Origin of the sequence: Pseudomonas syringae group sp. 243L2, from assembly GCF_032587875.1 — a bacterium.
Lineage (GTDB): Bacteria > Pseudomonadota > Gammaproteobacteria > Pseudomonadales > Pseudomonadaceae > Aquipseudomonas > Aquipseudomonas amygdali.
Window position 1 is genome coordinate 153,980 of record NZ_JAWHPL010000021.1, and the last position, 23,706, is coordinate 177,685.

The 23,706-nt window shown below is 58.1% G+C and carries 21 protein-coding genes and 1 pseudogene; 7 read left to right on the top strand and 15 right to left on the bottom strand.

Going from position 1 to position 23,706, the window contains the following annotated elements; all coding sequences use genetic code 11:
* Window positions 1-2: 2 nt before the first annotated feature.
* Window positions 3-1,184, bottom strand: a complete 1,182-nt coding sequence (glf, locus tag RYB66_RS13750; protein WP_316894630.1) for a UDP-galactopyranose mutase — start codon at window positions 1,182-1,184, stop codon at window positions 3-5.
* Window positions 1,172-2,356 (bottom strand): glycosyltransferase family 1 protein, encoded by a 1,185-nt coding sequence (locus RYB66_RS13755; RefSeq protein ID WP_044299215.1) that lies wholly within the window; start codon window positions 2,354-2,356, stop codon window positions 1,172-1,174. Before RYB66_RS13755 ends, glf begins: the two co-directional genes overlap by 13 nt.
* 414 nt (window positions 2,357-2,770) lie before the next feature.
* On the opposite strand from RYB66_RS13755, the gene galE reads away from it, so the two are divergent.
* A complete protein-coding gene (gene galE, locus RYB66_RS13760) occupies window positions 2,771-3,799 on the top strand; it encodes a UDP-glucose 4-epimerase GalE (RefSeq protein ID WP_005743726.1) in 1,029 nt (342 codons plus the stop codon).
* Window positions 3,800-3,856: 57 nt separating this feature from the next.
* Here the strand turns inward: galE and RYB66_RS13765 are convergent, their stop codons facing one another.
* Entirely contained in the window at window positions 3,857-4,405 is a 549-nt protein-coding gene (locus tag RYB66_RS13765; RefSeq protein WP_002553494.1) for a cupin domain-containing protein, read from the bottom strand.
* Window positions 4,406-4,532: 127 nt separating this feature from the next.
* Complete coding sequence (locus RYB66_RS13770) at window positions 4,533-5,288, bottom strand: gamma-glutamyl-gamma-aminobutyrate hydrolase family protein (RefSeq protein ID WP_005777144.1); 756 nt, start codon at window positions 5,286-5,288, stop codon at window positions 4,533-4,535.
* A gap of 127 nt (window positions 5,289-5,415) precedes the next feature.
* On the opposite strand from RYB66_RS13770, the gene RYB66_RS13775 reads away from it, so the two are divergent.
* The 3 genes from RYB66_RS13775 to RYB66_RS13785 all read left to right on the top strand — a co-directional run bounded on the left by RYB66_RS13775 (window position 5,416) and on the right by RYB66_RS13785 (window position 8,539).
* Entirely contained in the window at window positions 5,416-6,303 is an 888-nt protein-coding gene (locus tag RYB66_RS13775; protein WP_046832777.1) for a LysR family transcriptional regulator, read from the top strand.
* A gap of 147 nt (window positions 6,304-6,450) precedes the next feature.
* Entirely contained in the window at window positions 6,451-7,515 is a 1,065-nt protein-coding gene (locus RYB66_RS13780; protein ID WP_005777138.1) for an aromatic ring-hydroxylating oxygenase subunit alpha, read from the top strand.
* 73 nt (window positions 7,516-7,588) lie between these two features.
* Window positions 7,589-8,539: a PDR/VanB family oxidoreductase gene (locus RYB66_RS13785; protein ID WP_005777137.1), complete on the top strand. Its 951-nt coding sequence runs from the start codon at window positions 7,589-7,591 to the stop codon at window positions 8,537-8,539.
* Here the strand turns inward: RYB66_RS13785 and RYB66_RS13790 are convergent, their stop codons facing one another.
* Both RYB66_RS13790 and RYB66_RS13795 read right to left on the bottom strand, forming a co-directional pair.
* Window positions 8,540-9,250: a GntR family transcriptional regulator gene (locus RYB66_RS13790; RefSeq protein ID WP_316894634.1), complete on the bottom strand. Its 711-nt coding sequence runs from the start codon at window positions 9,248-9,250 to the stop codon at window positions 8,540-8,542.
* A gap of 73 nt (window positions 9,251-9,323) precedes the next feature.
* Window positions 9,324-11,294, bottom strand: coding sequence for a putative bifunctional diguanylate cyclase/phosphodiesterase (locus tag RYB66_RS13795; RefSeq protein ID WP_005743733.1), 1,971 nt, complete (start codon window positions 11,292-11,294; stop codon window positions 9,324-9,326).
* A gap of 247 nt (window positions 11,295-11,541) precedes the next feature.
* Between RYB66_RS13795 and RYB66_RS13800 the strand changes: the two genes are divergently transcribed.
* Window positions 11,542-12,540, top strand: a complete 999-nt coding sequence (locus RYB66_RS13800; protein WP_005743734.1) for a nucleoside hydrolase — start codon at window positions 11,542-11,544, stop codon at window positions 12,538-12,540.
* Between the two features lie 18 nt (window positions 12,541-12,558).
* Here RYB66_RS13800 and RYB66_RS13805 read toward each other — a convergent pair whose 3' ends face one another.
* On the bottom strand, window positions 12,559-13,251 hold the full coding sequence (locus RYB66_RS13805) for a hypothetical protein (protein WP_002553487.1): 693 nt from the start codon (window positions 13,249-13,251) through the stop codon (window positions 12,559-12,561).
* A 138-nt stretch (window positions 13,252-13,389) separates the two neighbouring features.
* Complete coding sequence (locus RYB66_RS13810; protein WP_019741535.1) at window positions 13,390-14,289, bottom strand: LysR substrate-binding domain-containing protein; 900 nt, start codon at window positions 14,287-14,289, stop codon at window positions 13,390-13,392.
* Between the two features lie 138 nt (window positions 14,290-14,427).
* Between RYB66_RS13810 and RYB66_RS13815 the strand changes: the two genes are divergently transcribed.
* Together RYB66_RS13815 and RYB66_RS13820 are read left to right on the top strand one after the other, a co-directional pair.
* Entirely contained in the window at window positions 14,428-15,771 is a 1,344-nt protein-coding gene (locus RYB66_RS13815) for an MFS transporter (RefSeq protein ID WP_316894987.1), read from the top strand.
* Window positions 15,772-15,789: 18 nt separating this feature from the next.
* Window positions 15,790-17,064, top strand: coding sequence for a glucarate dehydratase family protein (locus RYB66_RS13820; protein WP_005743738.1), 1,275 nt, complete (start codon window positions 15,790-15,792; stop codon window positions 17,062-17,064).
* A gap of 16 nt (window positions 17,065-17,080) precedes the next feature.
* On the opposite strand, the pseudogene RYB66_RS13825 reads toward RYB66_RS13820, so the two are convergent.
* The 7 genes and pseudogenes from RYB66_RS13825 to RYB66_RS13855 form a co-directional block, all read right to left on the bottom strand.
* A pseudogene (locus RYB66_RS13825) lies at window positions 17,081-18,745 on the bottom strand (intermembrane transport protein PqiB).
* 106 nt (window positions 18,746-18,851) lie between these two features.
* Complete coding sequence (locus tag RYB66_RS13830; protein ID WP_002553482.1) at window positions 18,852-19,685, bottom strand: ABC transporter substrate-binding protein; 834 nt, start codon at window positions 19,683-19,685, stop codon at window positions 18,852-18,854.
* A gap of 51 nt (window positions 19,686-19,736) precedes the next feature.
* On the bottom strand, window positions 19,737-20,465 hold the full coding sequence (locus RYB66_RS13835) for an amino acid ABC transporter ATP-binding protein (protein WP_005731847.1): 729 nt from the start codon (window positions 20,463-20,465) through the stop codon (window positions 19,737-19,739).
* 19 nt (window positions 20,466-20,484) lie between these two features.
* Window positions 20,485-21,225, bottom strand: coding sequence for an amino acid ABC transporter permease (locus tag RYB66_RS13840; RefSeq protein ID WP_044320739.1), 741 nt, complete (start codon window positions 21,223-21,225; stop codon window positions 20,485-20,487).
* A 6-nt stretch (window positions 21,226-21,231) separates the two neighbouring features.
* Window positions 21,232-21,933, bottom strand: coding sequence for an amino acid ABC transporter permease (locus tag RYB66_RS13845; RefSeq protein ID WP_002553479.1), 702 nt, complete (start codon window positions 21,931-21,933; stop codon window positions 21,232-21,234).
* 121 nt (window positions 21,934-22,054) lie between these two features.
* Window positions 22,055-22,807: an SDR family oxidoreductase gene (locus RYB66_RS13850; RefSeq protein WP_005731845.1), complete on the bottom strand. Its 753-nt coding sequence runs from the start codon at window positions 22,805-22,807 to the stop codon at window positions 22,055-22,057.
* A 127-nt stretch (window positions 22,808-22,934) separates the two neighbouring features.
* Window positions 22,935-23,705 (bottom strand): 5-oxoprolinase subunit PxpA, encoded by a 771-nt coding sequence (locus RYB66_RS13855; protein ID WP_316892018.1) that lies wholly within the window; start codon window positions 23,703-23,705, stop codon window positions 22,935-22,937.
* Window position 23,706 lies beyond the last annotated feature (1 nt).

Below are 23,706 nucleotides of genomic sequence, written 5' to 3' on the forward strand. Positions count from 1 at the left end.
ACTCAACCTCGCGCAGGTTGTTCAATCGGTTCGGCAATCTGCTCCGGCAACTCATGAGCCAGCCGCTGGTACAGCGCCAATGCCTGACCGACAACCTGGTCCATGTTGTAATACTTGTAAGTACCGAGCCGCCCAAGAAAAGTCACCTGATTCGACTCATCGGCCAAGGCTTTGTAACGCTTGTACAACTCCGCGTTTTCCGGTCGCGGAATGGGGTAGTAAGGGTCGCCCTCGGCACTCGGGAATTCATAGCTGATACTGGTCTGGGCATGCAGTTGACCGGTGAGGTGCTTGTATTCCGTAATACGCGTATGAGCAACTGCCTCATCCGGATAGTTGACCACGGCCACGGATTGAAACTGTGCCTGATCAACGGTCTTGTGCTCGAAACGCAACGACCGATATGGAAGACGGCCATAGCAATAATCGAAGTATTCATCGATCGGCCCGCAGTAGATCAGGTGCCGATACTGCACGGCCCCGCATATATCGGCAAAGTTGACCCCCAGTGCCACGTCGATAAGCGGGTGATCGAGCATCCGTTCAAACAGGTGCGTATAGCCATGCAGCGGCATTTTCTGGAAGGTATCCGTGAAGTAGCGATTGTCCGAAGTGGTACGGGTAGGCACTCGAGAGGTGACCGACCTGTCCAGTTGCGACGGGTCCAGCCCCCATTGTTTGCGGGTGTAGCCACGAAAAAACTTCTCGTACAACTCCCGGCCCACCTGATTGATCACAACGTCTTCGGAGGTTCTTATCATCTCCACCGGCTCGGCCCGGCTGGCAAGAAAGGCTTCGGCTTGTTGCTCATTCATCTGCAAACCGTACAAGCTGTTGAGCGTATCGAGGTTGATCGGAATAGGTAGCAATTGGCCATCCACGCTGGCAAGCACACGGTGTTCGTAGTCGCGCCATTCGGTAAATCGCGAAAGGTATTCCACAATGCGCTCGGCATTGGTGTGAAAGATATGCGGCCCGTATTGATGAACCAATACCCCGGCGCTGTCCAGGTGATCGTAAGCGTTACCCGCAATGTGTGGACGTCGGTCGATCAGCAAAACGCGTTTACCCAACCCGGCTGCCAGCCGCTCCGCCACTACACTTCCCGCAAAACCTGCACCGACGATCAGAAAATCATAATGCGTCTCTGCAAATGCGGCTGATTGAGGATTTATCCGAGGCATTGGGTTTGCTCCCCGATAGTTACCAGGCCGATTTGCGCCTTCATGGCAGCGCACGTGTTGTCCCAGGACTCACCGGCCAGCACTGCATCAACCTTACGCAGAAAATCAGCAGGATCCCTATGCGCCAGTGCCTCGCGAATCGCGCGCACAAACGCATCGGTATCATCGGCAATTGCGACGACACCGGATTCACCATAAGTTCTGACAACGTCGGCAATCCGGGTTGATACCACTGGACAACCGCCAGCCAGGTACTCTGGCGTCTTGGTCGGGCTGATAAAACGTGTGGAATTGTTCAGGGCAAACGGCATCAATGCTACATCCCAGCCAGACAGATAGGCTGGCAAATCGCGATAAGGCTTGCTGCCCAGATAATGAACATTGTCCATGTGCGGCAGGGTTGCCGGATCGATTTTCACCACGGGGCCGATCAAAATGATTTGCCATGTGGGCTGTGATTCCGCCACTTCTCGAATCAGTTCAATATCGAAACGCTCATCAATGACGCCAAAATAGCCCAGCCTTGGGTGGGGAATGCATTGTTGATCCTCCGGAACGGCAAGCACGTTGCGGGCGGCTGCAAAATGCCCGATATCGACGCTGCTGGGCATGGAGTGTGCATTTGCATGCTGTAGGCGCTTGGCCTCCCAGAGGCTGAAGCCGCCGGTAAAGACAACATCTGCGCGCTTCATCAGCGCTTGCTCCTGCTCGACAAGCTCTGGCGGCGCATCTTTGAATGCAGACAGCTCGTCCATGCAATCGAAGATCGTCACTTGCGCACGGAGGTGATCGGTAAATACTAGGCTCATCGGGGTGAAATACCACAGCAGCAGGTCGCCAAATTGTTGCGCATCCATAAAGCCATCCAGCAACGTGCGCTGTGCAGCTATGACCTGGTCAGGCTGCATCTGCAAAGGCAGGTGCGGCACCAGTACGGTGACACCGCATGCTTGCGGCAGTGACTCAAGCCAGATGCGAGGCGAGTCTGAAAGAGCAGGCTCCTCAAGAAACAACACCTGATAATCCTGCGCCATGCGCGACATGATGTGCTGCGGGCGCTGATACACAAACCCCCACCTGAGGTGGGACAGGCACAGCAGCAGCGGTCTGACTGCTGCCTCGACCCTGGTTAAGACTGACGTTGCGGATTGAATGTCCTGGACACCGTTCATGAAGTTTCCCTTTTGCTAAAGTCCTGGATGAAACTGAAGGGCTCTGTAAAGGGCTGAACTTCGACGGCATTCATGATGAGGATGTGAGTTGGCGGCTGTTGCATGCATGGACAATCACGTGCATAGAGCAACTATAGATATTCTCATTGGTTTCGAGCACGCGCTCGGACCGCTGTTCACTGATTCCGATAAAGGGTATGCGCCGTCGGGAATGAACCGTTGAACTCGGCGGTACAAATACGCCCCTAGTCTTGAGCGAATGTTTTTTGGCACCTGCGGTACGTTTTCCCCACGCGGTGGTCTGGTCCTGATTTTCGCAAGCAAGGCTCCTCTGTCGTCCTGTTGATAAAGGTCACGACGTCGAGCCCTCAGCGCGCCTCTTACCGAGGCGGCGAACATCCAGGAAGGATAATCATGATTCTGGTTACCGGTGGTGCGGGATACATTGGCGCTCACGTTGCGCTTGAATTGCTTGAAGATGGCCACGATGTCGTGGTGCTTGATAACTTGTGCAACAGTTCGCGAGAGACGTTGAGCCGGGTGGAGACACTCAGCGGGCGACAGGTGGACTTCATCCACGGCGATGTACGCAGCAAAGCGACGTTGAACCGGCTATTCGCCCGCCACCCTGTGAACGCTGTGGTGCATTGCGCCGGGCTCAAGGCCGTGGGCGAAAGCGTCAGAGAGCCGTTGCGCTATTTCGAGACCAACGTGAGTGGCAGCGTAAACCTCTGTCAGGCGATGGCGCAGGCAGGCGTGTTCAACCTTTTGTTCAGCTCATCAGCGACTGTATACGGCGACTGTGAACAAATGCCGCTGGATGAGAACTGCCCACTGGGTTTACCGACCAATCCTTACGGGCATTCCAAACTGATGGCCGAGCATGTGATGAAAAGCGTCGCTCGCTCGGATCCACGCTGGTCCATCGGGCTGCTGCGCTACTTCAACCCCATTGGTGCCCATTCTTCCGGCTTACTGGGCGAGTCGCCCTGCAACACGCCCAATAACCTGCTGCCCTTCCTGCTGCAGGTTGCCAATCGACGACGCCCTGCCCTGCACATTTTTGGCACCGACTACCCCACGCCGGACGGCACAGGTGTGCGTGATTACCTTCACGTAGTGGATCTGGCCGAAGGCCACTTGAAGGCGCTGGACAGAATACGCAGCGAACCAGGCGTATCCGTCTGGAATCTGGGAACCGGACAGGGTTATTCAGTCCTCGAGGTGGTGCACGCTTTCGAACGTATCTCCGGCAAAACCGTGCCTTTGATCTTTGAGCCGCGCCGGGCCGGAGACATTGCGGTGTGTTGGTCGGATCCGGGGAAAGCATTGCGTGAGCTGGATTGGCGCGCCAGGTTCAACCTTGATTCGATGCTCACTGACGCCTGGCGCTGGCAGTGCATGAACCCACAGGGTTATATGCCGACAGCACTGGTCAGTTGAAGTGCGGCCAAAGGTGTAAAGTGGCGGGGAATTACCCTCGCAGCAGGCTGCTGTGCGCTAAAAATTGGCCGGTGTGTTGGAACTGATGATCTCGGCCTCGTCCTGGCCAATGTTGCGGAAGCGGTGTGGCAAGGTGGTCGGGAAGTAATAACCGTCCCCGGGACCGAGAATATTGACCTGCCCATCGATGGTCAGCTCCACGGTGCCGCGCGTCACCAGCCCGCACTCCTCGCCTTCGCTGTGGACGATGGGCTCTTCACCCGAATCTGCGCCCGGCGCGTACTGCTCGCGCAGAAAACGCATCTGGCGGCTCGGCAGGGTTGCGCCGACCAGCAGCAGGCGAACACCGTTACGCCCCAGGTCAGGCTGGTCGCCGGCGCGGAATACATACTGATCCTGCCCCGGTGGCTGGTCGAAGGTGAAGAAATCCGCAAGCGTCATGGGGATGCCCTCAAGCAGCTTCTTCAACGAGCTTATAGAGGGGCTGACACGATTTTGCTCAATCAGGGAAATCGTGGCATTGGTCACACCACTGCGTCTGGCGAGTTCGCGCTGTGACAGCTTGTAGCTTTCACGCACCAGTTTGAGTCGTGCTCCCGTATCCATAATGGCCTTGTGTGAAAGATATCCGATGAGTGAAGCAAAGCCCAGTTGGAATGGATTGTCCATCGCCCAAGGCCGCAAAGCCGGATATTAAATCACGTTTGCCAGCAACACTCAGCAGCTCATCGCACTACCTGCCCTGACGGTTCCGGGCATACGCCAGGCAGGCTTCACGGAATGCCGTGAACAGGTTCAGCGACACAGGGTTGTTCATGAACTCCCACTCCGGGTGCCACTGCACACCCAGCACAAAGCCTGGCGCACCGGGCAGGGAAACCGCTTCCACCAGACCGTCGGGTGCCAGTGCTTCCGCGCGCAGATCCGATGCCAGACGATCGATACCCTGACTGTGCAGGCTATTGACCTCGAACCCCGGCGCCAGCCCGAGCGCCTCCAGCAACCCGCCAGATTGCACCTGCACCGGGTGTTGCGGCGCGTACTGCACGGCCAGTACATCGCTTTGCGGCTCACGGTGATCCAGATAACCGGGCAATTCCTGGACCCGCTGATGCAGGCTGCCGCCCAGTGCAACATTCAGCTCCTGAAAACCACGACAGATGCATAACACCGGCACACCCTGGGCGATAGCGGCCCTGAGCAGCGGTAATGTTGTGCGATCCCGAAACACGTCGTGGGCAGTGCCTTCCACGCTTGCCGGGCCGTTGTAATGATGCGGCTCGACATTGGACGGCGAGCCGGTAAACAGCAAACCGTCCAGTGAGGCCAGCAACTGCGCAGGCTCGGTGGGCACGTCGAGCGCGGGCAGAATGACCGGGACACCCGCAAACGCCGCCGCTTCGACATATTTATCGCCTGCGGTATGGGAGGAATACTTGCCCAACTGCTGACGGCAGGCAGTAACGCCGATCAAGGGAGGTCGTGACATACGTTGAATCCTTGTGAATCTGGTGAGCCAGCACGTCAATATGACGCTATCCAGGCGGTATAAAACCAGTCTAGGATACTCATCTGCGCAACAAACATAGGCATTCAGGCAAAGGAACAATGCAGCGATGCAATATGAAATCACCCATGCCGATCTCTCTCTGGTACTTGCGCTGGTACGCGGCCGAACTCTGGCGCGTGCTGCAGATCTGCTGCACGTTGATATTTCTACAGTGTTCCGCTCGATCCGACGCCTGGAGTCAGCCCTTGGTGCTGCGCTGTTTGAAAAGAACCGCCGCGGCTACATTCCGACGGATGCCGCCCAGGCCATGGCCGAGCAGGCGGAACACGCCGAACAGGCACTCGCCGCTGCCCGTATTGCCTTGCAGCAAGGCGAACAGGTCGTCAGCGGTACGGTACGCCTGACGTGCACCGACGCGGTATTGCACAGCCTGCTGCTGCCAACGCTCGCGGACTTCATGCCGCAGTACCCTGCTCTCACGCTGGAACTGGCCACCTCCAACGCGTTCGCCAACCTCAGCCGTCGTGATGCCGACATCGCGCTGCGCCTGACCAATACCCCGCCCGAACACCTGATCGGACGATGCCTGGGCAGCGCGGACTACTTCATTTGTGGCCGCCCAGAATACCGCGACGCACTGACGCACAGCCCCGCCTCCATTCCCTGGATCAGCCCGGACGACTCGATGCCCGACCACACCTCGGTGATCTGGCGTAAACAGGCGTTCCCGGCGGTGAGCCCGCGCTATCGCTGCAGCAACATGTCGGCGGTCTCTCAATTGGTCGCTGCCGGCCTGGGCGTGGCGGCCTTGACCGATTTCACGATTCAGGGCCTTGGCTCAGTGGAACGGCTGAGTGGACCACTGCAAGGGTGCAGCACCGATCTGTGGCTACTGACCCGTCCCGACTGCCGCGCATTGCGCTCCGTGCAGACCCTTCTGGAAGCACTCGCGCCCCGTCTGCGAGCAGCATTGCTGGCGTCCAGATCCGCCTGATCGCCAGCCTGTGGATCCACTAAATAATAGTTAATAAAATTAATCATTGGATTAATCTCGATCCTGTGGCATTAATAATCACGAGGAAAAGAACATGATTCATTCTGTGGATCCATAAGACCAATAATTGAACCGTGGAGAACCGTCATGCACCCGAAAAATGCGTGGTACGTCGCCTGTACAGCGGATGAAGTCGCCGACAAGCCTCTGGGCCGGCAGATCTGCAACGAAAAGATGGTCTTCTATCGCGACCAGAACCAGCAAGTTGTCGCCTTGGAAGATTTCTGCCCGCACCGCGGTGCTCCGCTGTCGCTGGGTTATGTCGAGAACGGCCAACTGGTATGCGGTTATCACGGGCTGGTGATGGGCGGCGATGGCAAGACCGCCGCGATGCCCGGCCAGCGTGTTCGAGGCTTCCCCTGCAACAAAACCTTCGCAGCGGTCGAGCGCTACGGCTTCATATGGGTCTGGCCTGGCGACCGGGAGAAGGCCGATCCGGCGCTCATCCACCATCTGGAGTGGGCGGTCAGCGACGAATGGGCCTACGGTGGCGGTCTGTTTCATATTCAGTGCGACTACCGCCTGATGATCGACAATCTGATGGACCTCACCCACGAAACCTACGTGCATGCGTCGAGCATCGGCCAGAAGGAAATCGACGAAGCAGCGCCTGTCACGACAGTCGAAGGCGAGGAAGTCATTACCGCGCGCCACATGGAAAACATCATGCCGCCGCCGTTCTGGCAGATGGCGCTGCGTGGCAACAACCTGGCCGATGACGTGCCAGTCGATCGCTGGCAGATCTGCCGCTTCACCCCGCCCAGCCATGTACTCATCGAGGTAGGCGTAGCACACGCGGGCAAAGGCGGCTATCACGCGCCTCACGAGTTCAAGGCCTCGAGCATCGTTGTCGACTTCATCACGCCAGAGACCGACACCTCGATCTGGTACTTCTGGGGCATGGCGCGCAACTTCAACCCGGCTGACGAGCAACTGACGGCCACCATCCGCGAGGGGCAGCGCAAGATCTTCAGCGAAGACCTGGAGATGCTTGAACGCCAGCAACAGAACCTGCTTCAGCACCCGCAGCGCAACCTGCTCAAGCTCAACATCGACGCCGGCGGTGTGCAGTCGCGCAAGATTCTGGAACGCTTGATCGCTGCCGAACGAACCAGCACAGCTGAACAGATTCCAGTAATGGCCACTAAATGACCGCCTGCTGCCAGCCCGAATGCGTTGAAAACAATCAGAAGTGACCCGTGCTGCGGTCACCCGAGGACATACCATGATCGACGTGACCGTGTTATCACGTAACGATGAAGCGCTGAATATCTGCAGTTTCGAGCTAGTGCGAGCCGATGGCGAGTTGCTGCCGCCTTTCACGGCAGGCGCACACATTGACGTGCACTTGCCTGACGGGCTGATCCGCCAGTATTCGCTGTGCAACGCACCGAACGAGCGTCATCGTTACCTGATTGGTGTCCTCAACGATCCGGCTTCACGCGGCGGCTCGCGCAGCCTGCATGAGCAGATTCAATCAGGCGCGCAACTACGCATCAGCGAGCCGCGCAACCTGTTTCCGCTGGCCGGGAACAGCCGTCGCACGCTTCTGTTTGGCGGCGGCATCGGCATCACCCCCATTCTGTGCATGGCTGAACAGCTTGCGCTGGAGGGTGCCGATTTCGAATTGCACTACTGTGTTCGTTCCGTCGAGCGCGGCGCGTTTATCGAGCGCCTGAAGCGTTCATCATTTGCCGACCGGGTCACGCTGCACCTTGATGAACAGCCCACTACCGCGCTGGATGCTGCCAATGTACTCGCCCAGCCGCAACCCGATACCCATCTGTATGTGTGCGGACCGGGCGGTTTCATGCAACACATCCTCGACAGCGCCCGTGCTGCCGGCTGGCCTGAAGACAATCTGCACCGGGAGTACTTTTCTGCAGAGCCGGCGGACACCAGCAATGACGGCAGCTTTTCTATCGAGATTGCCAGCACCGGCCAGGTACTTGCCGTTCCTGCCAACAAGACGGTCGCCCAAGTGCTCGAAAGCCACGGCATCGATATTCCGCTGTCGTGCGAACAAGGTGTGTGTGGCACATGCCTGACGCGCGTCCTCAAGGGCATTCCGGATCATCGGGATCTGTTTCTGACTGAAGACGAGCAGGCGCTCAACGATCAGTTCACGCCATGCTGCTCACGCTCGAAAACCCCATTGCTGGTGCTCGATATCTGATCAGTCCGAGCGCTGGATGACCTTCATGCGCTCGTTCAAACCGGCACCGAAAATCTCCGCGTAGCGCAGGGTAGCATTGGCATGCTCACGCATGATCGCCTCGGCACGAGCGCCCTGCCCGCTCACTAACGCATCCACCACCGCGTGATGCTGCATGTGGGCGAAATTGAAGCGCCGGTATTCGCGAATCAGGTTATCGCGATCCACTGCCAGCGCCGTCACCGAGGCAAAAGGCAGGTGGTCGTTGCGTGCCAGCGCATCGGCAATGGCGCGATTACCGCTGCCCGCCACGATCACTCGATGCAGGCGCATATTCATGTCGTGATAGACCTCAAGATCATCCTCAGTGACATAACCCTTTTCGAACAGCGCATCGCCCTGCACCAGGCAGGCTTCAAGCTCGTCCCGAGCCTCCTGCGTCAAGCCACGTTCGGCCATCTGCTGCGCCGCCAGACCTTCCAGAACACCACGCACGTCGACCGCACCGGCGATTTCCATCGGCGTGATCGAGCGCACCTGAAAACCGCGCCCGCCAAAGGGCACCAGCAGGCCTTCCTGCTCCAGGGTACGAAACGCCATACGCACCGGCATGCGCGACACGCCGAACAGCTCGGCGGTCGGCACTTCCATCAAGCGCTCGCCGGCCGCCAGCTCGCCTGACGCAATCATCTTGCGCAACGCAACAAGAATGGTCTGCCCGGGTTTGCTCATTGACAGGATTCCGTGGAGATCGAAAAACGCATCTTACTCCACGTACACAGGGGAATGGTTCAAGCGCAGTCGATCAGATCCGGCACGAGGCTGCATAACCGAAGGTGCGCTCCTCATCCGGCGTTTCGATCCACACCAGGGTTTGTTCAAAACTGATCGGTGGACTGTAGAAATAACCCTGCACCATCGTGCACCCAAGGCTGGTCAGTGCATTCAGCTCATCCTGCGTCTCGACGCCTTCAATCACGCAGCCAAGAGACATGTCCAGACTCAAGGCAACCAGCGATTTCACGATCTTGTAGCTCGCCGGATTGTCATGCACACCGGTTACAAAACTGCGGTCAATCTTCAGCTTGGTCAGCGCCAGCGCGTGCAGCTGACTGAGGCTGGAGTACCCGGTGCCGAAATCATCCAGCGAGATACCGCAACCCAGTTGCCGGAACTGTGCAATAGCCTGCTGTACCTGGGCAATGTCCTGCATGACCGCCGTTTCGGTGATTTCCAGATCGAGCCGTGAGGCATCAAAACCGCTGTTTTCGATGATCTCGACAATGGTACTGACACTTTCCCAGGTCGCGCAGTCGTGCGCCGACAGGTTGAACGACAGTCTGATGGGCGCCGGCCATGACAAGGCCCTCTTCAATGCATGAGTCAACAAGGGTGCGGTGAGCTTGTTGATCATGCCGATTCGCTCGGCAATCGGAATGAAATGCGCAGGCGATACCGAGCCCAGTTCCGGACTTTTCCAGCGGGCCAGAGCCTCGAAAGCCACCGTTTCGCGTGTGCAGCTTTCAATGATCGGCTGAAACAGCACGTAGAACTCGGTCTCCAGATTCGCACGCCGCAATGCCTGCTCGGTTACGCCATCGGCGTGCAACTGCTCGCGGTGGCTGGCGGAGAACAGGCAGGTAGTTCCGGGGTTATGGTCTTTGCCCTGATAAAGCGCGTAGTCGGCAAACTCGAACAGTTGGGTGGCATTGTCTGCAGTGGCCGGAAACGTAGCGAAGCCCAAAGTTGCGCCAATCTGGATGGGCATGTCCGACAGCTCGAAGCTTTCATGCATCAGTTCACACAGGTGTTTACCAAACGCCAGCAATGCATCGTTGCTGATATCACCCTTGATAACCAGAGCGAACTCGTCACCGCCCAGTCGCGACACATGCACTGTATCGCTGGAGGCACTGGTCAAACGTTCGGCTACCAGCATCAGCAGACGGTCGCCGGTACGATGCCCATAAAGGTCATTGACTGGCTTGAACCCGTCCAGATCCAGCACGCCGACCGCCAACCCGGTGCGCTGCGCCAGCGCCTCCTGCATGGCCGTGTCCAGTGTCTGAAAGAACTGTCGGCGGTTGGGCAGCCCCGTCAAACTGTCCTGATTGGCCAGCAGAAGGTTCTCATTGCTCAGTTGCTCGGTTCTTATCTGCACATTCACCAGGCTGGTGAAATCGCGGTATTGATACTGAAGAATGATCAGCATGCCAATCGACACCAGCACGATGTTCACTGCTGTGGCGATGAAAGTAATGTTGTGCGTCGACGCGAAAAAAATAACAAACGCAGTGTTGACTACAACTGCAGTGGTCAACGCCGCAGGCCGCAAGTGCATCATGCAGAAGATGCAGACAATCACGGTGATGCCCATGAAAAATGCCACGTGCGCCTGGGCATAGGCATCGCCATAGGGATAAAGCGACAGCGACCAGGCGGCGAAACCGGCAGCGATCACGCCTGCCAGTCCGTTGGTCCCGCGCAGCGTCGCCAGAATGGTGGTTGGCGCGGGTGGCGGCCGGTTTACCGTGAGCAGCCACTTGCGCGCACGAATAGCGCAAACAATAGTGAGCAGCGCCGGAACCAGCAGGGTCAGCCACATCGGAGCAGTTGCCCAATGGGTGAATGCCAACGCCCAGGTGTTGACCAGCAGCACGAAATACATCAATGGCAGCTGTCGGGACAACGCAACGTATTGGGCCTGCAACAGCCTGGGATTATCAGCGGGTACAGACATCACGGTGCGCAAGGCACTCACTAGTTTTTTCAGCATCGCAAGGCTTCTCTGTCACTACAGTCAAAGCGCACGTGGCTTGCTGCTCATCATGTGAGCCAATTAATGATCGGCCCACTTGTCATGCTCTCGGCAGGTGTGATTAATTCTTTACGGTAAAACCGATCCATGCGTCGGTTTAATGGAAATAAACAGGCGATACCCTTTTCGAGCAGGTGCTCGGGTATATCTAAAACGCTTGCAAACTCCTCTTTTCAATCGTCCCCTATGGGCAGGGAGCATTACCATGAACAGGAAAGTCATTATCGATACGGACATGGGCTGGGACGACGTACTGTCCATCGCCTACCTGATGAAAAGGCCGGACATCGACATCGTCGGTATCACGGTCACTGGATGTGGCGAAACGGATCTCGGCTGGGGCGTCATCATCGCGCAGCATTTACTGGGCATTGGCAACCGTCTCAGTACTGTTGTGGCAAAAGGCACCGATAAGCCACTTGAGTACGACAACCGGTTTCCACAACCATTCAAAAACGATATGAATGACATCATGGGCCTTCTGGGAACGCTCAATCCGGCTGCCTTGCCGGCGTTATCAAACCTTCCCGCGTGGGAGTTCATGTATCAGGCCGTGAAGAACAGCCAGGATAAAATCACTGTTCTTTCGCTGGGTGGCTTTACCAACATTGCGAAGATGCTCTCACTGAGTAACCAACCCGCAGACTTCCAGATGATCGAGCAGATCGTCGCCATGGCTGGGGCTGTCTATGTTGACGGTAACGTCGCCGCCTTGAACGGCGCTCAAAAGGAATGGGATCAGGGTGAGGCCTACAGCAGTAACCACTACGCAGAATGGAATGTGTTCGTCGACCCTGTCGCGGCCGATACCGTTTTTCAGTCGAGCCTGCCATTGACCCTGGTCCCGCTGGACGTCTGCAACCAGGTCATTCTCGACGCGAGCTACTCGCAAAAAATTACGGCGAGCGACCCTGTCGCCTTGCTGGTCAAGCAAGTGCTTGAAACCAAATCAGGCACGCACGCCGAAGGTTATCCGGTACCGATATTCGATCCGCTGGCAACGATGCTGATGGCAGGCGGTATTGAAGCGACGAAAATTGATGAGCAGTTTCTGTCCGTCAACACGAGCATTACACCGCAGGACAATCACTGCGGACAGATACAACTACAAGGCAGCGGTTCGCGAACCATCACCTCCGTGCTGGGTGTGTCACAGTTCGCGTTCAGCGCGAATTTTGCTCAGGTCATCAACAACCGGACATGAACCAGGCGCGACCTAGACTCAGTTCGCCGCCACCTGAGCCCTATCGGCTTGCATAACCAGCGCTTTGAGCGATGCATCGAATTGTTTCAGCGCATTGACCTGCAGCTCACGCTGCTGGTCAATCTGTGCGGCAATTTCTGGAGCAGCTTTGCCCTGCACCCAGACCGAGGTCATCTCCTTGACCACCTCACCTTCTGCCTTGCCGATGTATTGCAGATTGGTGTCATAAAACCGGGCCATGAACCGCGCTTCGACCTGACTATTGCGCTTGCTTACCAGACGGTTGTAGGTATCAAGCATCACCACCACGTCGGGGCGCGCTTTCATCAGCGCGTCGAGGTTGTCGTAAACGGTCACCGAGGCGAATTCTTTCTGCAATGAGCCTACCAGCCAGTCGGTTGCCAGTTTCGGGTCCGAACTGCTGATGAATGCATTGCGGATACGCGAATCGAGCGCGCCGTTCTGTCCGCTCCTGAGCGCTACCGAGTGATAGTTGTTCAGGTACTGGAGGTTACTGACGGTGTTTTCGCTGTACAACACCCCCACTGACTGAGTGTGTTGCAGACTGGAGGCGCTGTCGGCCACCGGCATGAAGTGGCAAGACTGCTCTGAGACCGTAGAGACTGACGAGACGGCAGCATTGGCTGGCGCAGTGAGCATCATGCTGGTGCTTAGCACGGCAGCAAACGTCAACAGGTTAAACATTCTCATCGCGTCGTCTCCCTTTGGAGCAGGTGGCTATGGCGCCATCCTCCTCCTTTGCCGGAAAAACAGAACTTGCCTTGCTTGATGATGACTATCGACTGAATGAATGATAGTTGATGCCAACGCACTGCAAGGTTTTTCGCGTCAATTTTCATCCACCCTGACAGCCGCGCGAATGGCCTTTAGCAGCATCCGGCACGCTGGATTGTCATTGTCGGCACGCCAGACCAGATGCAACTCGCTCTGCACACCCTCGCCCAGGTCAATGTCACGAAATACGACGTCCTTGAACACCACATTGGTCGCACAGCGCGGCACCAGTGCCAGGCCCATGCCGGCGTTGACCAGTGCCAAAATAGTCAGTGACGACCCAAGCCATTGGACATACTCCGGCGCAACTCGTGCGGAACGAAACATACCGGTCAGCAGTTCGTTGAACGGTGGATAGGCCGAATGCGAATACATCAGAAACGGCGCGCCTTCCAGGTCCGCCACCGTAACTGAATCAGCGTGAGCCAGCCGATGATTGCCCGGCACCGCCAGCACGAATGGCTCTCGCACCAGGCATTCGCTCTCGTAGCCGGGCTGAAACAGCGGCGCTCGCACGATCCCCAGGTCAATGCGTCGCGCCCTGAGCGCTTCGTGCTGCTGATAGGTGTTCATTTCAGTCAGGGAAATCTTCACCTGCGGCTGCTTGAGCCGCGCCTCGGCGATCACTCTGGGCAGAAATTCGTACACCGCGCTGCCGACAAAACTGATGGTCACCGAACCAATATCGCCTTCGGCAAAGCGCCGCGCGGAGATGGCTGCCTGCTGCGCGCGCTCCAGCAACGTCTGCGCTTCAATGAAGAACGCCCTGCCCGCTGCGGTCAGGGCCACACTGCGGGTGCTGCGCGTGAACAGCTCGACACCCAGATTGTGCTCCAGTATCTGGATTTGCCGGCTCAGCGGAGGCTGGGTCATATTCAGCCGTTCGGCAGCGCGCCGGAAATTGAGTTCCGTGGCCACCGTGGTGAAGCAGCGCAGTTGAGAAAGCTCGAACATTGATCCACTCCCGGTATCAATCAAGTCATTAACTGGATTGGACGGGAATAATACACCCCCTCATGATCGACTCATCCCCAAAAAAACAATGAATGGGAGTCGCCCTTGAATACCGTCCCTGGCACTACGGACCCCACGGTGCTTGCCCGTGCGGCCTCCAAGGTGAAACGCCACGTGTTGCCGCTGTTTGTGGTGATGTTCATCGTCAATTACATCGACCGGGTCAATATCGGTTTTGTACGCAGTCATCTGGAAACCGATCTGGGCATCGGTGCGGCGGCCTACGGGCTGGGCGCCGGATTGTTCTTTGTCGGCTATGCACTGTTCGAAGTACCTTCCAACATGCTGTTGCAGCGCTACGGTGCCCGCGCCTGGCTGACCCGCATCATGTTCACCTGGGGCGCGGCCGCGATGGCCATGGCGTTCGTTCAGGGTGAAACCAGTTTCTACGTGCTGCGTTTCATTCTGGGTGCCGCCGAAGCTGGCTTCTTTCCCGGCATCATCTATTACTTCACCCAATGGTTGCCTTCCAGCGATCGCGGCAAGGCCATGGCGCTGTTTCTCAGTGGCTCGGCAATCGCTTCGGTAATTTCCGGCCCGGTATCCGGCGCGCTGCTGGGCATCGAGGGCCTGAGTCTGCACGGCTGGCAGTGGATGTTCCTGATCGAAGGCTTCGCTTCCATAGTGCTGTGCGGATTCGTCTGGTTCTGGCTGCAATCACACCCGCATGAAGCCACCTGGCTCAGCGATGAAGAAAAAACCGCACTCAGCACCGCCATCGCCGAAGAGCAACGTCTGCGCGAAGCAACTCAGACCGTCAGGCCATCGGTGTTTCGCTTGCTGGCCGACCGGCAGATCCTGCTGTTCTGCTTCATCTACTTTTCGGTGGCGCTGACCATTTACGGGGCTACCTTCTGGCTGCCAAGCATGATCCGCAAGATGGGCAGTTTCAGCGACTTTGAGGTCGGGCTGTTCAACTCGGTGCCATGGATCATCTCGATTGTGGCCATGTATGGCTTTGCCGCACTGGCGGCACGCTTCAAGCACCAACAGGCCTGGGTCGCTGTCACGCTGGTGATCGCCGCCGTCGGCATGTTCATGTCCACCATTGGTGGTCCGGTGTTTGCTTTTGTTGCCATCTGTTTCGCGGCAATCGGTTTCAAGGCCGCGTCTGCACTGTTCTGGCCGATCCCTCAGGGCTATCTGGATGCGCGCATTGCCGCAGCGGTCATTGCGCTGATCAACTCCATCGGCAACCTGGGCGGTTTCGTTGCTCCCACTACGTTCGGTTTTCTGGAGCAGACCACCGGTTCGATTCAGGGTGGTCTTTATGGGCTGGCTGCCACCTCGTTGCTCGCTGCCGTCGTGATTTTCTTTGCCCGCACCACCCCGCGTGGTGACCTGCGCCGCCCGTCCAGAGATGAGCCAGCCAAACCCCACCGCGCCGTCGGGCCTGGCACCCCTTCAAGCCTCAAACCCTGATCACCGGGAGACCGCCCTTTGAAAATCATACGCGTGACCGTAACCCCTATCGCCTTTCGCGATCCGCCGCTGCTCAACGCCAGTGGCATCCATGAACCTTTCGCCCTGCGCTCGATCATCGAAGTGGAAAGCGACAACGGTTACATCGGCCTCGGCGAAAGCTATGGCGACGCCCCGGCGCTGGCCATTCAGCAACAGGTGCAGAACCAGTTGATCGGGCTCGACCCGTTCAACCTCAATCAACTGCGCAGCATCGTTCAGGCGACGGTTGCGGCACACAAACCTGCCAGCCTGGCCGGTGCTGAACTGGCACCGGGTTCGCACGCCAGCAAGGCGGTAAGCAACGCTTATTCAGCATTCGAGGTGGCGTTTCTGGACCTGCAGGCACGTTCCATGAACCTGCCGTTGGTGGACCTGCTCGGCGGTGCCATTCGTGACCAGATACCCTTCAGCGCCTACCTGTTCTTCAAATACGCGCAGCATGCCGATGCGCCTTACGCACCCGACAGCTGGGGTGAAGCGCTCAGCGAAGAACAGATCGTCGCCCAGGCACGGCGCATGATCGAAGCCTACGGGTTCAAAAGCATCAAGCTCAAGGCCGGTGCGCTGGAGCCGGAACATGAGGTGTCGTGCATCAAGGCATTGAAAAAAGCCTTCCCCGGGTACCCGCTGCGCATCGACCCCAACGGCAACTGGTCGCTGGAAACCTCGATTCGCATGGCCGAGCTGCTGGGCGATGACCTGCAGTACTACGAAGACCCGACCCCTGGTCTGGATGGCATGTCGGAATTGCACAAGCGCACTGGCCTGCCACTGGCGACCAACATGGTCGTGACCGATTTCGATGAATTCCGACGCAGCGTGGCCCTCGACAGCGTGCAGATCGTACTCGCCGACCACCATTACTGGGGCGGCCTGCGCGACACCCAGGCGCTGGCGAAGATGTGCGACACCTTCGGCCTCGGTGTGTCGATGCACTCCAACTCGCATTTGGGGATCAGCCTCATGGCCATGGCCCACGTCGCTGCGTCCGTGCCCAATCTGGACTACGCCTGCGACACGCACTACCCGTGGCAGGAACCGGACGAGGAAGTCATCAAGGGCGGCAAGCTGCCGATTGTCGACGGCTGCGTCAGCATCACCCGCGCGCCGGGCCTTGGCCTTGAGCTGGATTACGACCAGCTCGGCAAGCTCAACGATCAGTACCACAGCTGTGGCATTCGTCAGCGCGATGATGTGAAGCAGATGCAGAAGTACCAGCCGCAATGGAGAGCTGTAAAACCAAGATACTGAGTACGTCCGGGCAGCGTCAGTCAGGCCTTGGCGCAGAATTGGCCGGCGGGTAGACACTCGGCACATCCTGCCGGGTGCGATCACGGATCAAGGCTTCGGGGTTGCGGCTTATATAATCGGTCAGGACCCGCACCGAGCGGGCCGTACGTTGAACCTCATCCATTGTCCGGCTGACCTGCTGACGTACCGGCGAGTCTTCTGCAAGGGCCGCCCCGGCTATCTCCATCGTGCTTCGGGACTGCCCCAGAACAGTGTGAAGTTCGGGCATCACGTCTGCGTTGAACAGCTTGAACGTCTTGTGCGCTTCGTCAAGGCTGCCATTCAGATTGCCGGCGATCTCCTGCATCGGCAATTTGCTGACCTTTTCAACGATCAGCTGTACCTGCTCCTGCATTTTCTCCAGCTCTCCCGGTACGGTGGGGATTATCAGCGGCCGTGCGTTGACATCGAATTGAACCGGCGCAGCGTTGGCAAAGAACTCCAGAGAAATATAAAGCTGGCCGGTCAGCAGACTCGCACTGCGAGGCTGTGCGCGCAGGCCCTGTTTGACGAAGTCGGCGATCAACTGCGCGGTACGCGAATCGTCGGGTGTACCCAATGTCTCTACGATCTTTTCGTTGGCCTGCCCAAGGCGTTCCGGGTAGATCACCGCCCCCACAATGCTGGAAAAAGACTTGTTGGCCGCATCGTAGTCAAGATCGACGGAGACCACTCGCCCCAGATTTATGCCCATGAACTCGACGGGCGAATTGACTTCAAGGCCACGCAAGGACTGCCTGAACATCATGCGGATATAACCCGGCTCGCCATCAGGCGGTGACAGCGCCTTTTGCTGATCCTCGAACAGCTTGAAACGTGCATGCTCTGCAGCCCTTGGCGCGCTCGAACCTTATCCTGGCTCAACGAAGGCCACACCTCCGGCCAGTAACGTCGAAACCGATTCAGTCTTTATCTTCAGCCCATCAGCATCAACCGTCAGGCCAATACCGCAGGCGTTGCAGAACCGTGTATCGGTGGTCACAAACCTGTCGTTGGGGGCATTGATGAAAATTTCCGCATCCACACCTTTGCCATCCTCGGACAAATGACAGGCAACCACTTGACCGACTTGAATGCGCCGATAATAGACAGGAGAACCGACATCGAGTGAGCCCATGTCCTCGGCGTGCAGGGTAAAACGTGTGCCTTTTGCGCCAAACGTAAGGGGTGGTGGGCTTTCCTGACCAATAAAGTGTTTTTTCGGGTGCTCGGACGTCCCGCTGTCTGCCGCGATATACGGCCCGGAAAGCAGGGTATCCACGCCGGACACGCCCTTGGCCCCGATACGCGGGCGCACCACCCAGAACATGGAATCCTCGGCAGTGAAGGCACGGGCGTCGGCATTCAGATCCACTGTCGCCACAACACCGGTACGGTCTTTGCTCAGGGTGACGGCCGACACCTCGCCGATCACGACATTTTTGACCTTGACTCTGGTCTTGTGGGCTTCAAGCCCTTCGGCGCTTTGAAAACTGATAAAAATTCTCGGCCCTTTCGACAGTGAGCTGCTAATCAGCAGCGATACGCATACCAGGGCAGCAATCACCGGAATCAGCCATACCGGCGAGGCACCGAATCGCCTTTTTCCAGTGATTGAAGCGCCAATTGTCGATGCAGAAACGGAACCTGAGCGATCAGACATTTTTTCCTCTGAGGCGCCCACACGGGGTCATGCCGACGGTTAATACTGTCGGCAGAACTCTGAACGTCGACTATCAATAAACCCTCAAGGAAATATCAAGATTTGATCAAGGCAGCGGGTCGAACTTCAATTCACTGAGGCTTTGCACCTTGTCTTCACGAACCATTTTGTATTCGGTATTCGGGCCGATCCACTGCGCCCAGATCGCGTCGATTTCACCTGCTGCTTCCATAGCACGCAGCGATTCGTTGACCTTGGCCAGAAATGCCGGCTCGCCCTGACGCATACCGGCACCGATAGGCTCCAGCGCCATCGGCTCCTTGGCGATTGCCAGCTCCACACCACTGGCCTTGGCCTGCCCGACCAGCTTGATCGCGGTCATGGTGTTGGTCACCAGGCCCACCACCTTGTTCTGTTGCAGCGCCATGTAGGCAGAACCGGTGTCCTGGAAGGTCACAGGCGTGGCATCAGCCAGCCGAATCGACTGCTCGGACGTAGAGCCTTTGGTCGAGCTGATGCGTTTGCCTTTGAAAAAGGATTTCGGTTGATCGGCATTGGCGGCGCGCACTACCAGCGTTTCCTTGGCGATGTAGTACGGATCGCTGAACTGGATCTGGTCGGCGCGGCTCTTGGTGTAGGCCAGGTTGGCAAAAATCACGTCAACGCGGCCCATTTTGACTTCAGGAATGCGCGCTTCGACCGACAGCGGCTTGAGCTCCAGCTCGACGCCCATATGTTTGGCCAGCGCCTTGCAGAGGTCGACGTCCATGCCTACCAGTTCACGGGTTTTCGGGTCCGGTGCCGAAAACGGCGGGACGTCAGCATAGACGCCGCAACTCAGGCTTTTCTTGCTCATCACATCACTGAGCTGATCAGCGTGAGCAACCGAAACAGCCAATGGCGACAATGCCAGTGCAACCAGCAAAGACTTCATACGCATGGTGAGACTCCTGGAAATAAATGGAGGGATTGCTGAAACAGGGGCCTGTGCTCAATGGCTGCGCAGGTCGGAAATGAAGCGTTGGGCACGCGGGTGGTCCGGCTGCTGAAAGAAAGCCTCAGGACTGGATTTTTCAAGGATCTGCCCCGCATCCATGAACCAGATGGTGTCGGCCACTTCACGGGCAAAATTCATCTCGTGGGTGACGCACATCATGGTCATGCCCTCTTTGGCCAGGCCTTTCATGACGCTGAGCACCTCGCCGACCATTTCCGGGTCGAGTGCGCTGGTGGGCTCGTCAAAGAGCATCACGGGCGGTTCCATGGCCAGCGCCCGGGCAATCGCCACGCGCTGCTGCTGGCCGCCGGACAACTGCGCCGGGTAAGCACCGGCCTTGTGTGCCAGCCCCACCCGATCCAGCAGTTCCATGGCCCTGGCGCGCGCCTCACTGTTTTTCAGGCCGCGCACTTTGGTCGGGGTCAGGATGATGTTGTCTAGCACCGACAGATGCGGGAACAGATTGAAGCTCTGGAATACAAAACCCACCCGACTGCGCAAGCGATTGACGTTGGCGTCGGTGCCGTTCACGTCGTGGCCGTCAAACAGAATCTGGCCCTGCTGAACATCTTCAAGACGGTTGACGGTGCGGATCAGTGTCGACTTGCCCGAGCCCGAGGGCCCGCACAGCACCACCACTTCGCCGCGCTGCACTTCAGCGGTGATATCGGTCAGGGCCTGGTACTCGCCATACCACTTATTGATCCTGGAAAACATGATCATCGGATGCATTGGGCAACCCTCAATTATCGGTAGTCAAAGGCCGGGGAACAGGTGCAGGCGACACGCTGCCCTCCCGTTTGCGGGCAATCCGCCGTTCCACCACTGCGGCCAGCCGGGTCAGGCCGTAGCACAGCACGTAGTAGGTGATCGCCAGAATGAAGAACACCTGAAACGGCTTGGTCAGCAGCTGGTTGTTGATCTGATTGGCGGCGAAGGTCACTTCCTGGACGTTGATCACGTAGCCCAGCGACGTTTCCTTGATGATCGAAATGAACTGGCTGATCAGGCTTGGCAATGCGTTGTACAGCGCTTGCGGCAGAATCACCCAGACCGTGGTGCGCATGTAGCCCATGCCCAGCGCGCGTGATGCTTCGTACTGACCCGCCGGCAGCGCCTGAATGGCACCGCGGATGATTTCGCACAGGTAGGCGCTCTGATAGACCACCAGCGTGCAGAGCATGGTGGTGAAGCCGGTGATGTTATGACCGATCAGCAGCGGGACCAGAAAGTAAGTCCAGAAAATCACCATCAGCAGCGGAATGCCGCGCATCACATAGACCCAGACCGTGGCCGGGTAACGCAGCCAGCGCCACGGCGAGACCCGTGCCAGCGACAGTAGCAGCCCTAGCGGGAACGCCAGCAAAAGCGCCAGCGCAGCCAGAATCAGCGTTGAAACCAGCCCGCCCATCGGGCCGTGAGGGTATTGGCCGACCAGCAGCAAGGTCCAGTTATCGCGAACAATCGTGAACACATCGAACATCGCCGCCTACCTCGCCATGGCTTTGCTGAAATGCCGGGCCAGCAACGCACCCAGGCCCATCAGCATCAGTGAAATGGCCAGGTAGACCACAGTTGCGACCAGGTACGCCTCGAAGGTGCGAAAGGTGTAGTTCTCGACCTCGCGAGTGGCATAGGTCAGCTCGACGACGCCGATGGCCATGACCAGGCTGGTGTTCTTGAACAGCAGCACCGTGTGATTGATCAATGACGGCAGGCAGTTGCGAACGCCTTGCGGCAGGATCACGTAACGCATCGAACGCACATAACCCAGGCCCAATGCGCGCGATGCTTCGACTTGCCCGGCTGGAATCGCGCGTAACCCGCTGCGAATGTCTTCACTGAAGTAAGCCGCCTGGCAAAGGCCCAGCGCGATCACCGAAAACAGGTACTCGGTGCTGTAGTTGGCCAGCCAGAGCTGCGTGCTTTCGGTGAGCAACGTCGGAATACCGAAATACCAGAGCATCAGTTGCACCAGTGTCGGCACGTTGCGGTGGTAGGACACATAGCCCGCCACCAGACGCTCGGCGTATTTGTTGCCGGTCAGGCGAATCGACACCAGCAGCAGGGCCACGGCCATTGCCATGCACCAGGCAACGAACGCCAGTTGCAGGGTTGTCTCTATGCCCTTGACGATCAGCTCGGCATACTCGCCCTGCAGGATCGCCGAAAGATCGAATTTACTCGTCATGGTTGTTCCCATTGACATTCAGCCAGGGCAGAAGCAAGGCGCCAGGGGTACTGGCGCGGGTGTCGCATGGCGGCTGGTGCCGCTCTCGTGATGGGTACAGCGCTTGCAGCGAGGCGCAGCCTCAGCCTTCATAGTCCTGCGGGCGCGCGGTCGACAGCCCGCCGGGTACCTGTAGCGTCGGGGTGATTTCCATATGGCCAATGTTGACCGCGATGGGCGCAGCGATCACGTAGGCGATTGCATCGGCAATGTCCTTGGCCACAGGCAGCTCATAGCCCTCGATGAAGCGTTTGCGCACTTCCTCGGAATCGCCATGCACATGGGCAAAAATGTCCGTGGCCACACGCCCGGGGCAGATTTCCGTCACCCGCACGCGCTTGCCGAACGCATCGATACGTAGCTGGCGAGAAAGCATGCTCACGGCAGCCTTGGTGGCGTGGTACGTCGAGTTGCCGCCGAAGTTGTAGGCGGCGGCAATCGAGCTGATGTTGATGATGTGCCCGCTGTCACGCTCGACCATACCCGGCAACGAAAGCCTGGCGATCTGCAATACCGCGCGCAGGTTCACATCGACCAGCAGATCAATCCCTTCTGCGTCGGCCTTGAGCAGCGAACCGGGCCGGTCGACTCCGGCATTGTTGACCACAACATCGAACTGATGGGCCTGGAACAGTGCCGTCAGACCGGCCAGATCAGTCACGTCGATAGCATGTGCGATGCAGCCGGTGCGCTGCGCCAGTGCCGCCAGCTTGTCTGCACTGCGCGCCAGCGCATGAACCTGCAGACCTTCGGCACACAGCCGTTCGACGACGGCTTCGCCAATGCCGGAAGAAGCGCCGGTCACCAGCGCAGTTTTGTAATCGGAAAAAGGCATGTCGGGGTTTCCTTGAATAAGCGTCGATCAGCCGCTTGGCTGTTAATGCTGATCGCCTTGTACTGGACTTTAACGAGCGTCATGGGCAGCGACCAAGACACAATGGTTGTGTGGCAATAAGCTGCGCTTATGACCCGAGCAGCTGTGAAACCGGGGTGATGACACCGCCCTGCTCTTCGATGCTCTGGCGAATGCTGCGCGCCAGCTCCACGGCGCCCGGCGTGTCGCCATGCAACAGGATCGATTGGGCATTGACCGCCACGCGCTTGCCGCTCAGGGTCGTAACCGTACCGTCCTGCAACAGTTGCGCAACCCTGGCGCGAACCTGCTGCGGGTCCTTGACCACCGCCCCGGCAATGCCACGCGGCACCAGCAGGCAGTTTTCGTCGTAGGCACGGTCGGCCAGAAACGTGGTCGCGACTCTCAGGCCGCACGCTTCGGCGGCCTGTTCGATGGCCGCGCTGCTGGATGAACTGATGATCATCTGCGCATCGAAACTGGCGACCGCCTTGACCAGCGGCCTGGCCAGTTCGGCATCGGCCGCGGCCATATTACCCAGCGCGCCGTGGAAGCTCATGTGCGTCACGCGGTAACCGGCAGCGGCTGCAATGCCTGCCAGAGCGCCCAGCTGATACACCACCATGCTGCACAACTCGTTGAGTTCGATGTTCATTCTGCGCCGCCCGAACCCCTGCAGATCAGGAAAACCGACATGTGCGCCGAGATCGATGCCCAGCGCTTTGGCGCGGTGCACGGTGTTGTTCATTATCAATGGATCACCGGCATGAAAACCACAGGCCACGTTGGCCGAGGAGATCAGTTGCATCAGTGCCTCATCCTCACCCATGGTCCAGGGGCCGAAGCCCTCACCCAGATCAGCGTTCAGATCGATGCGCATC

What these genes read in the sequence shown, in the direction of transcription:
- RYB66_RS13780 (WP_005777138.1), top strand. Translation starts at nt 6,451, where the DNA reads ATGCACCCGAAAAATGCGTGGTACGTCGCCTGTACAGCGGATGAAGTC.
- RYB66_RS13840 (WP_044320739.1), bottom strand. Translation starts at nt 21,225, where the DNA reads ATGTTCGATGTGTTCACGATTGTTCGCGATAACTGGACCTTGCTGCTG.
- RYB66_RS13775 (WP_046832777.1), top strand. Translation starts at nt 5,416, where the DNA reads ATGCAATATGAAATCACCCATGCCGATCTCTCTCTGGTACTTGCGCTG.
- RYB66_RS13830 (WP_002553482.1), bottom strand. Translation starts at nt 19,685, where the DNA reads ATGCGTATGAAGTCTTTGCTGGTTGCACTGGCATTGTCGCCATTGGCT.
- RYB66_RS13800 (WP_005743734.1), top strand. Translation starts at nt 11,542, where the DNA reads ATGAACAGGAAAGTCATTATCGATACGGACATGGGCTGGGACGACGTA.
- RYB66_RS13805 (WP_002553487.1), bottom strand. Translation starts at nt 13,251, where the DNA reads ATGAGAATGTTTAACCTGTTGACGTTTGCTGCCGTGCTAAGCACCAGC.
- RYB66_RS13850 (WP_005731845.1), bottom strand. Translation starts at nt 22,807, where the DNA reads ATGCCTTTTTCCGATTACAAAACTGCGCTGGTGACCGGCGCTTCTTCC.
- RYB66_RS13755 (WP_044299215.1), bottom strand. Translation starts at nt 2,356, where the DNA reads ATGAACGGTGTCCAGGACATTCAATCCGCAACGTCAGTCTTAACCAGG.
- RYB66_RS13770 (WP_005777144.1), bottom strand. Translation starts at nt 5,288, where the DNA reads ATGTCACGACCTCCCTTGATCGGCGTTACTGCCTGCCGTCAGCAGTTG.
- RYB66_RS13790 (WP_316894634.1), bottom strand. Translation starts at nt 9,250, where the DNA reads ATGAGCAAACCCGGGCAGACCATTCTTGTTGCGTTGCGCAAGATGATT.
- glf (WP_316894630.1), bottom strand. Translation starts at nt 1,184, where the DNA reads ATGCCTCGGATAAATCCTCAATCAGCCGCATTTGCAGAGACGCATTAT.
- RYB66_RS13785 (WP_005777137.1), top strand. Translation starts at nt 7,589, where the DNA reads ATGATCGACGTGACCGTGTTATCACGTAACGATGAAGCGCTGAATATC.
- RYB66_RS13765 (WP_002553494.1), bottom strand. Translation starts at nt 4,405, where the DNA reads ATGGATACGGGAGCACGACTCAAACTGGTGCGTGAAAGCTACAAGCTG.
- RYB66_RS13795 (WP_005743733.1), bottom strand. Translation starts at nt 11,294, where the DNA reads ATGCTGAAAAAACTAGTGAGTGCCTTGCGCACCGTGATGTCTGTACCC.
- galE (WP_005743726.1), top strand. Translation starts at nt 2,771, where the DNA reads ATGATTCTGGTTACCGGTGGTGCGGGATACATTGGCGCTCACGTTGCG.
- RYB66_RS13855 (WP_316892018.1), bottom strand. Translation starts at nt 23,705, where the DNA reads ATGCGCATCGATCTGAACGCTGATCTGGGTGAGGGCTTCGGCCCCTGG.
- RYB66_RS13845 (WP_002553479.1), bottom strand. Translation starts at nt 21,933, where the DNA reads ATGACGAGTAAATTCGATCTTTCGGCGATCCTGCAGGGCGAGTATGCC.
- RYB66_RS13810 (WP_019741535.1), bottom strand. Translation starts at nt 14,289, where the DNA reads ATGTTCGAGCTTTCTCAACTGCGCTGCTTCACCACGGTGGCCACGGAA.
- RYB66_RS13835 (WP_005731847.1), bottom strand. Translation starts at nt 20,465, where the DNA reads ATGATCATGTTTTCCAGGATCAATAAGTGGTATGGCGAGTACCAGGCC.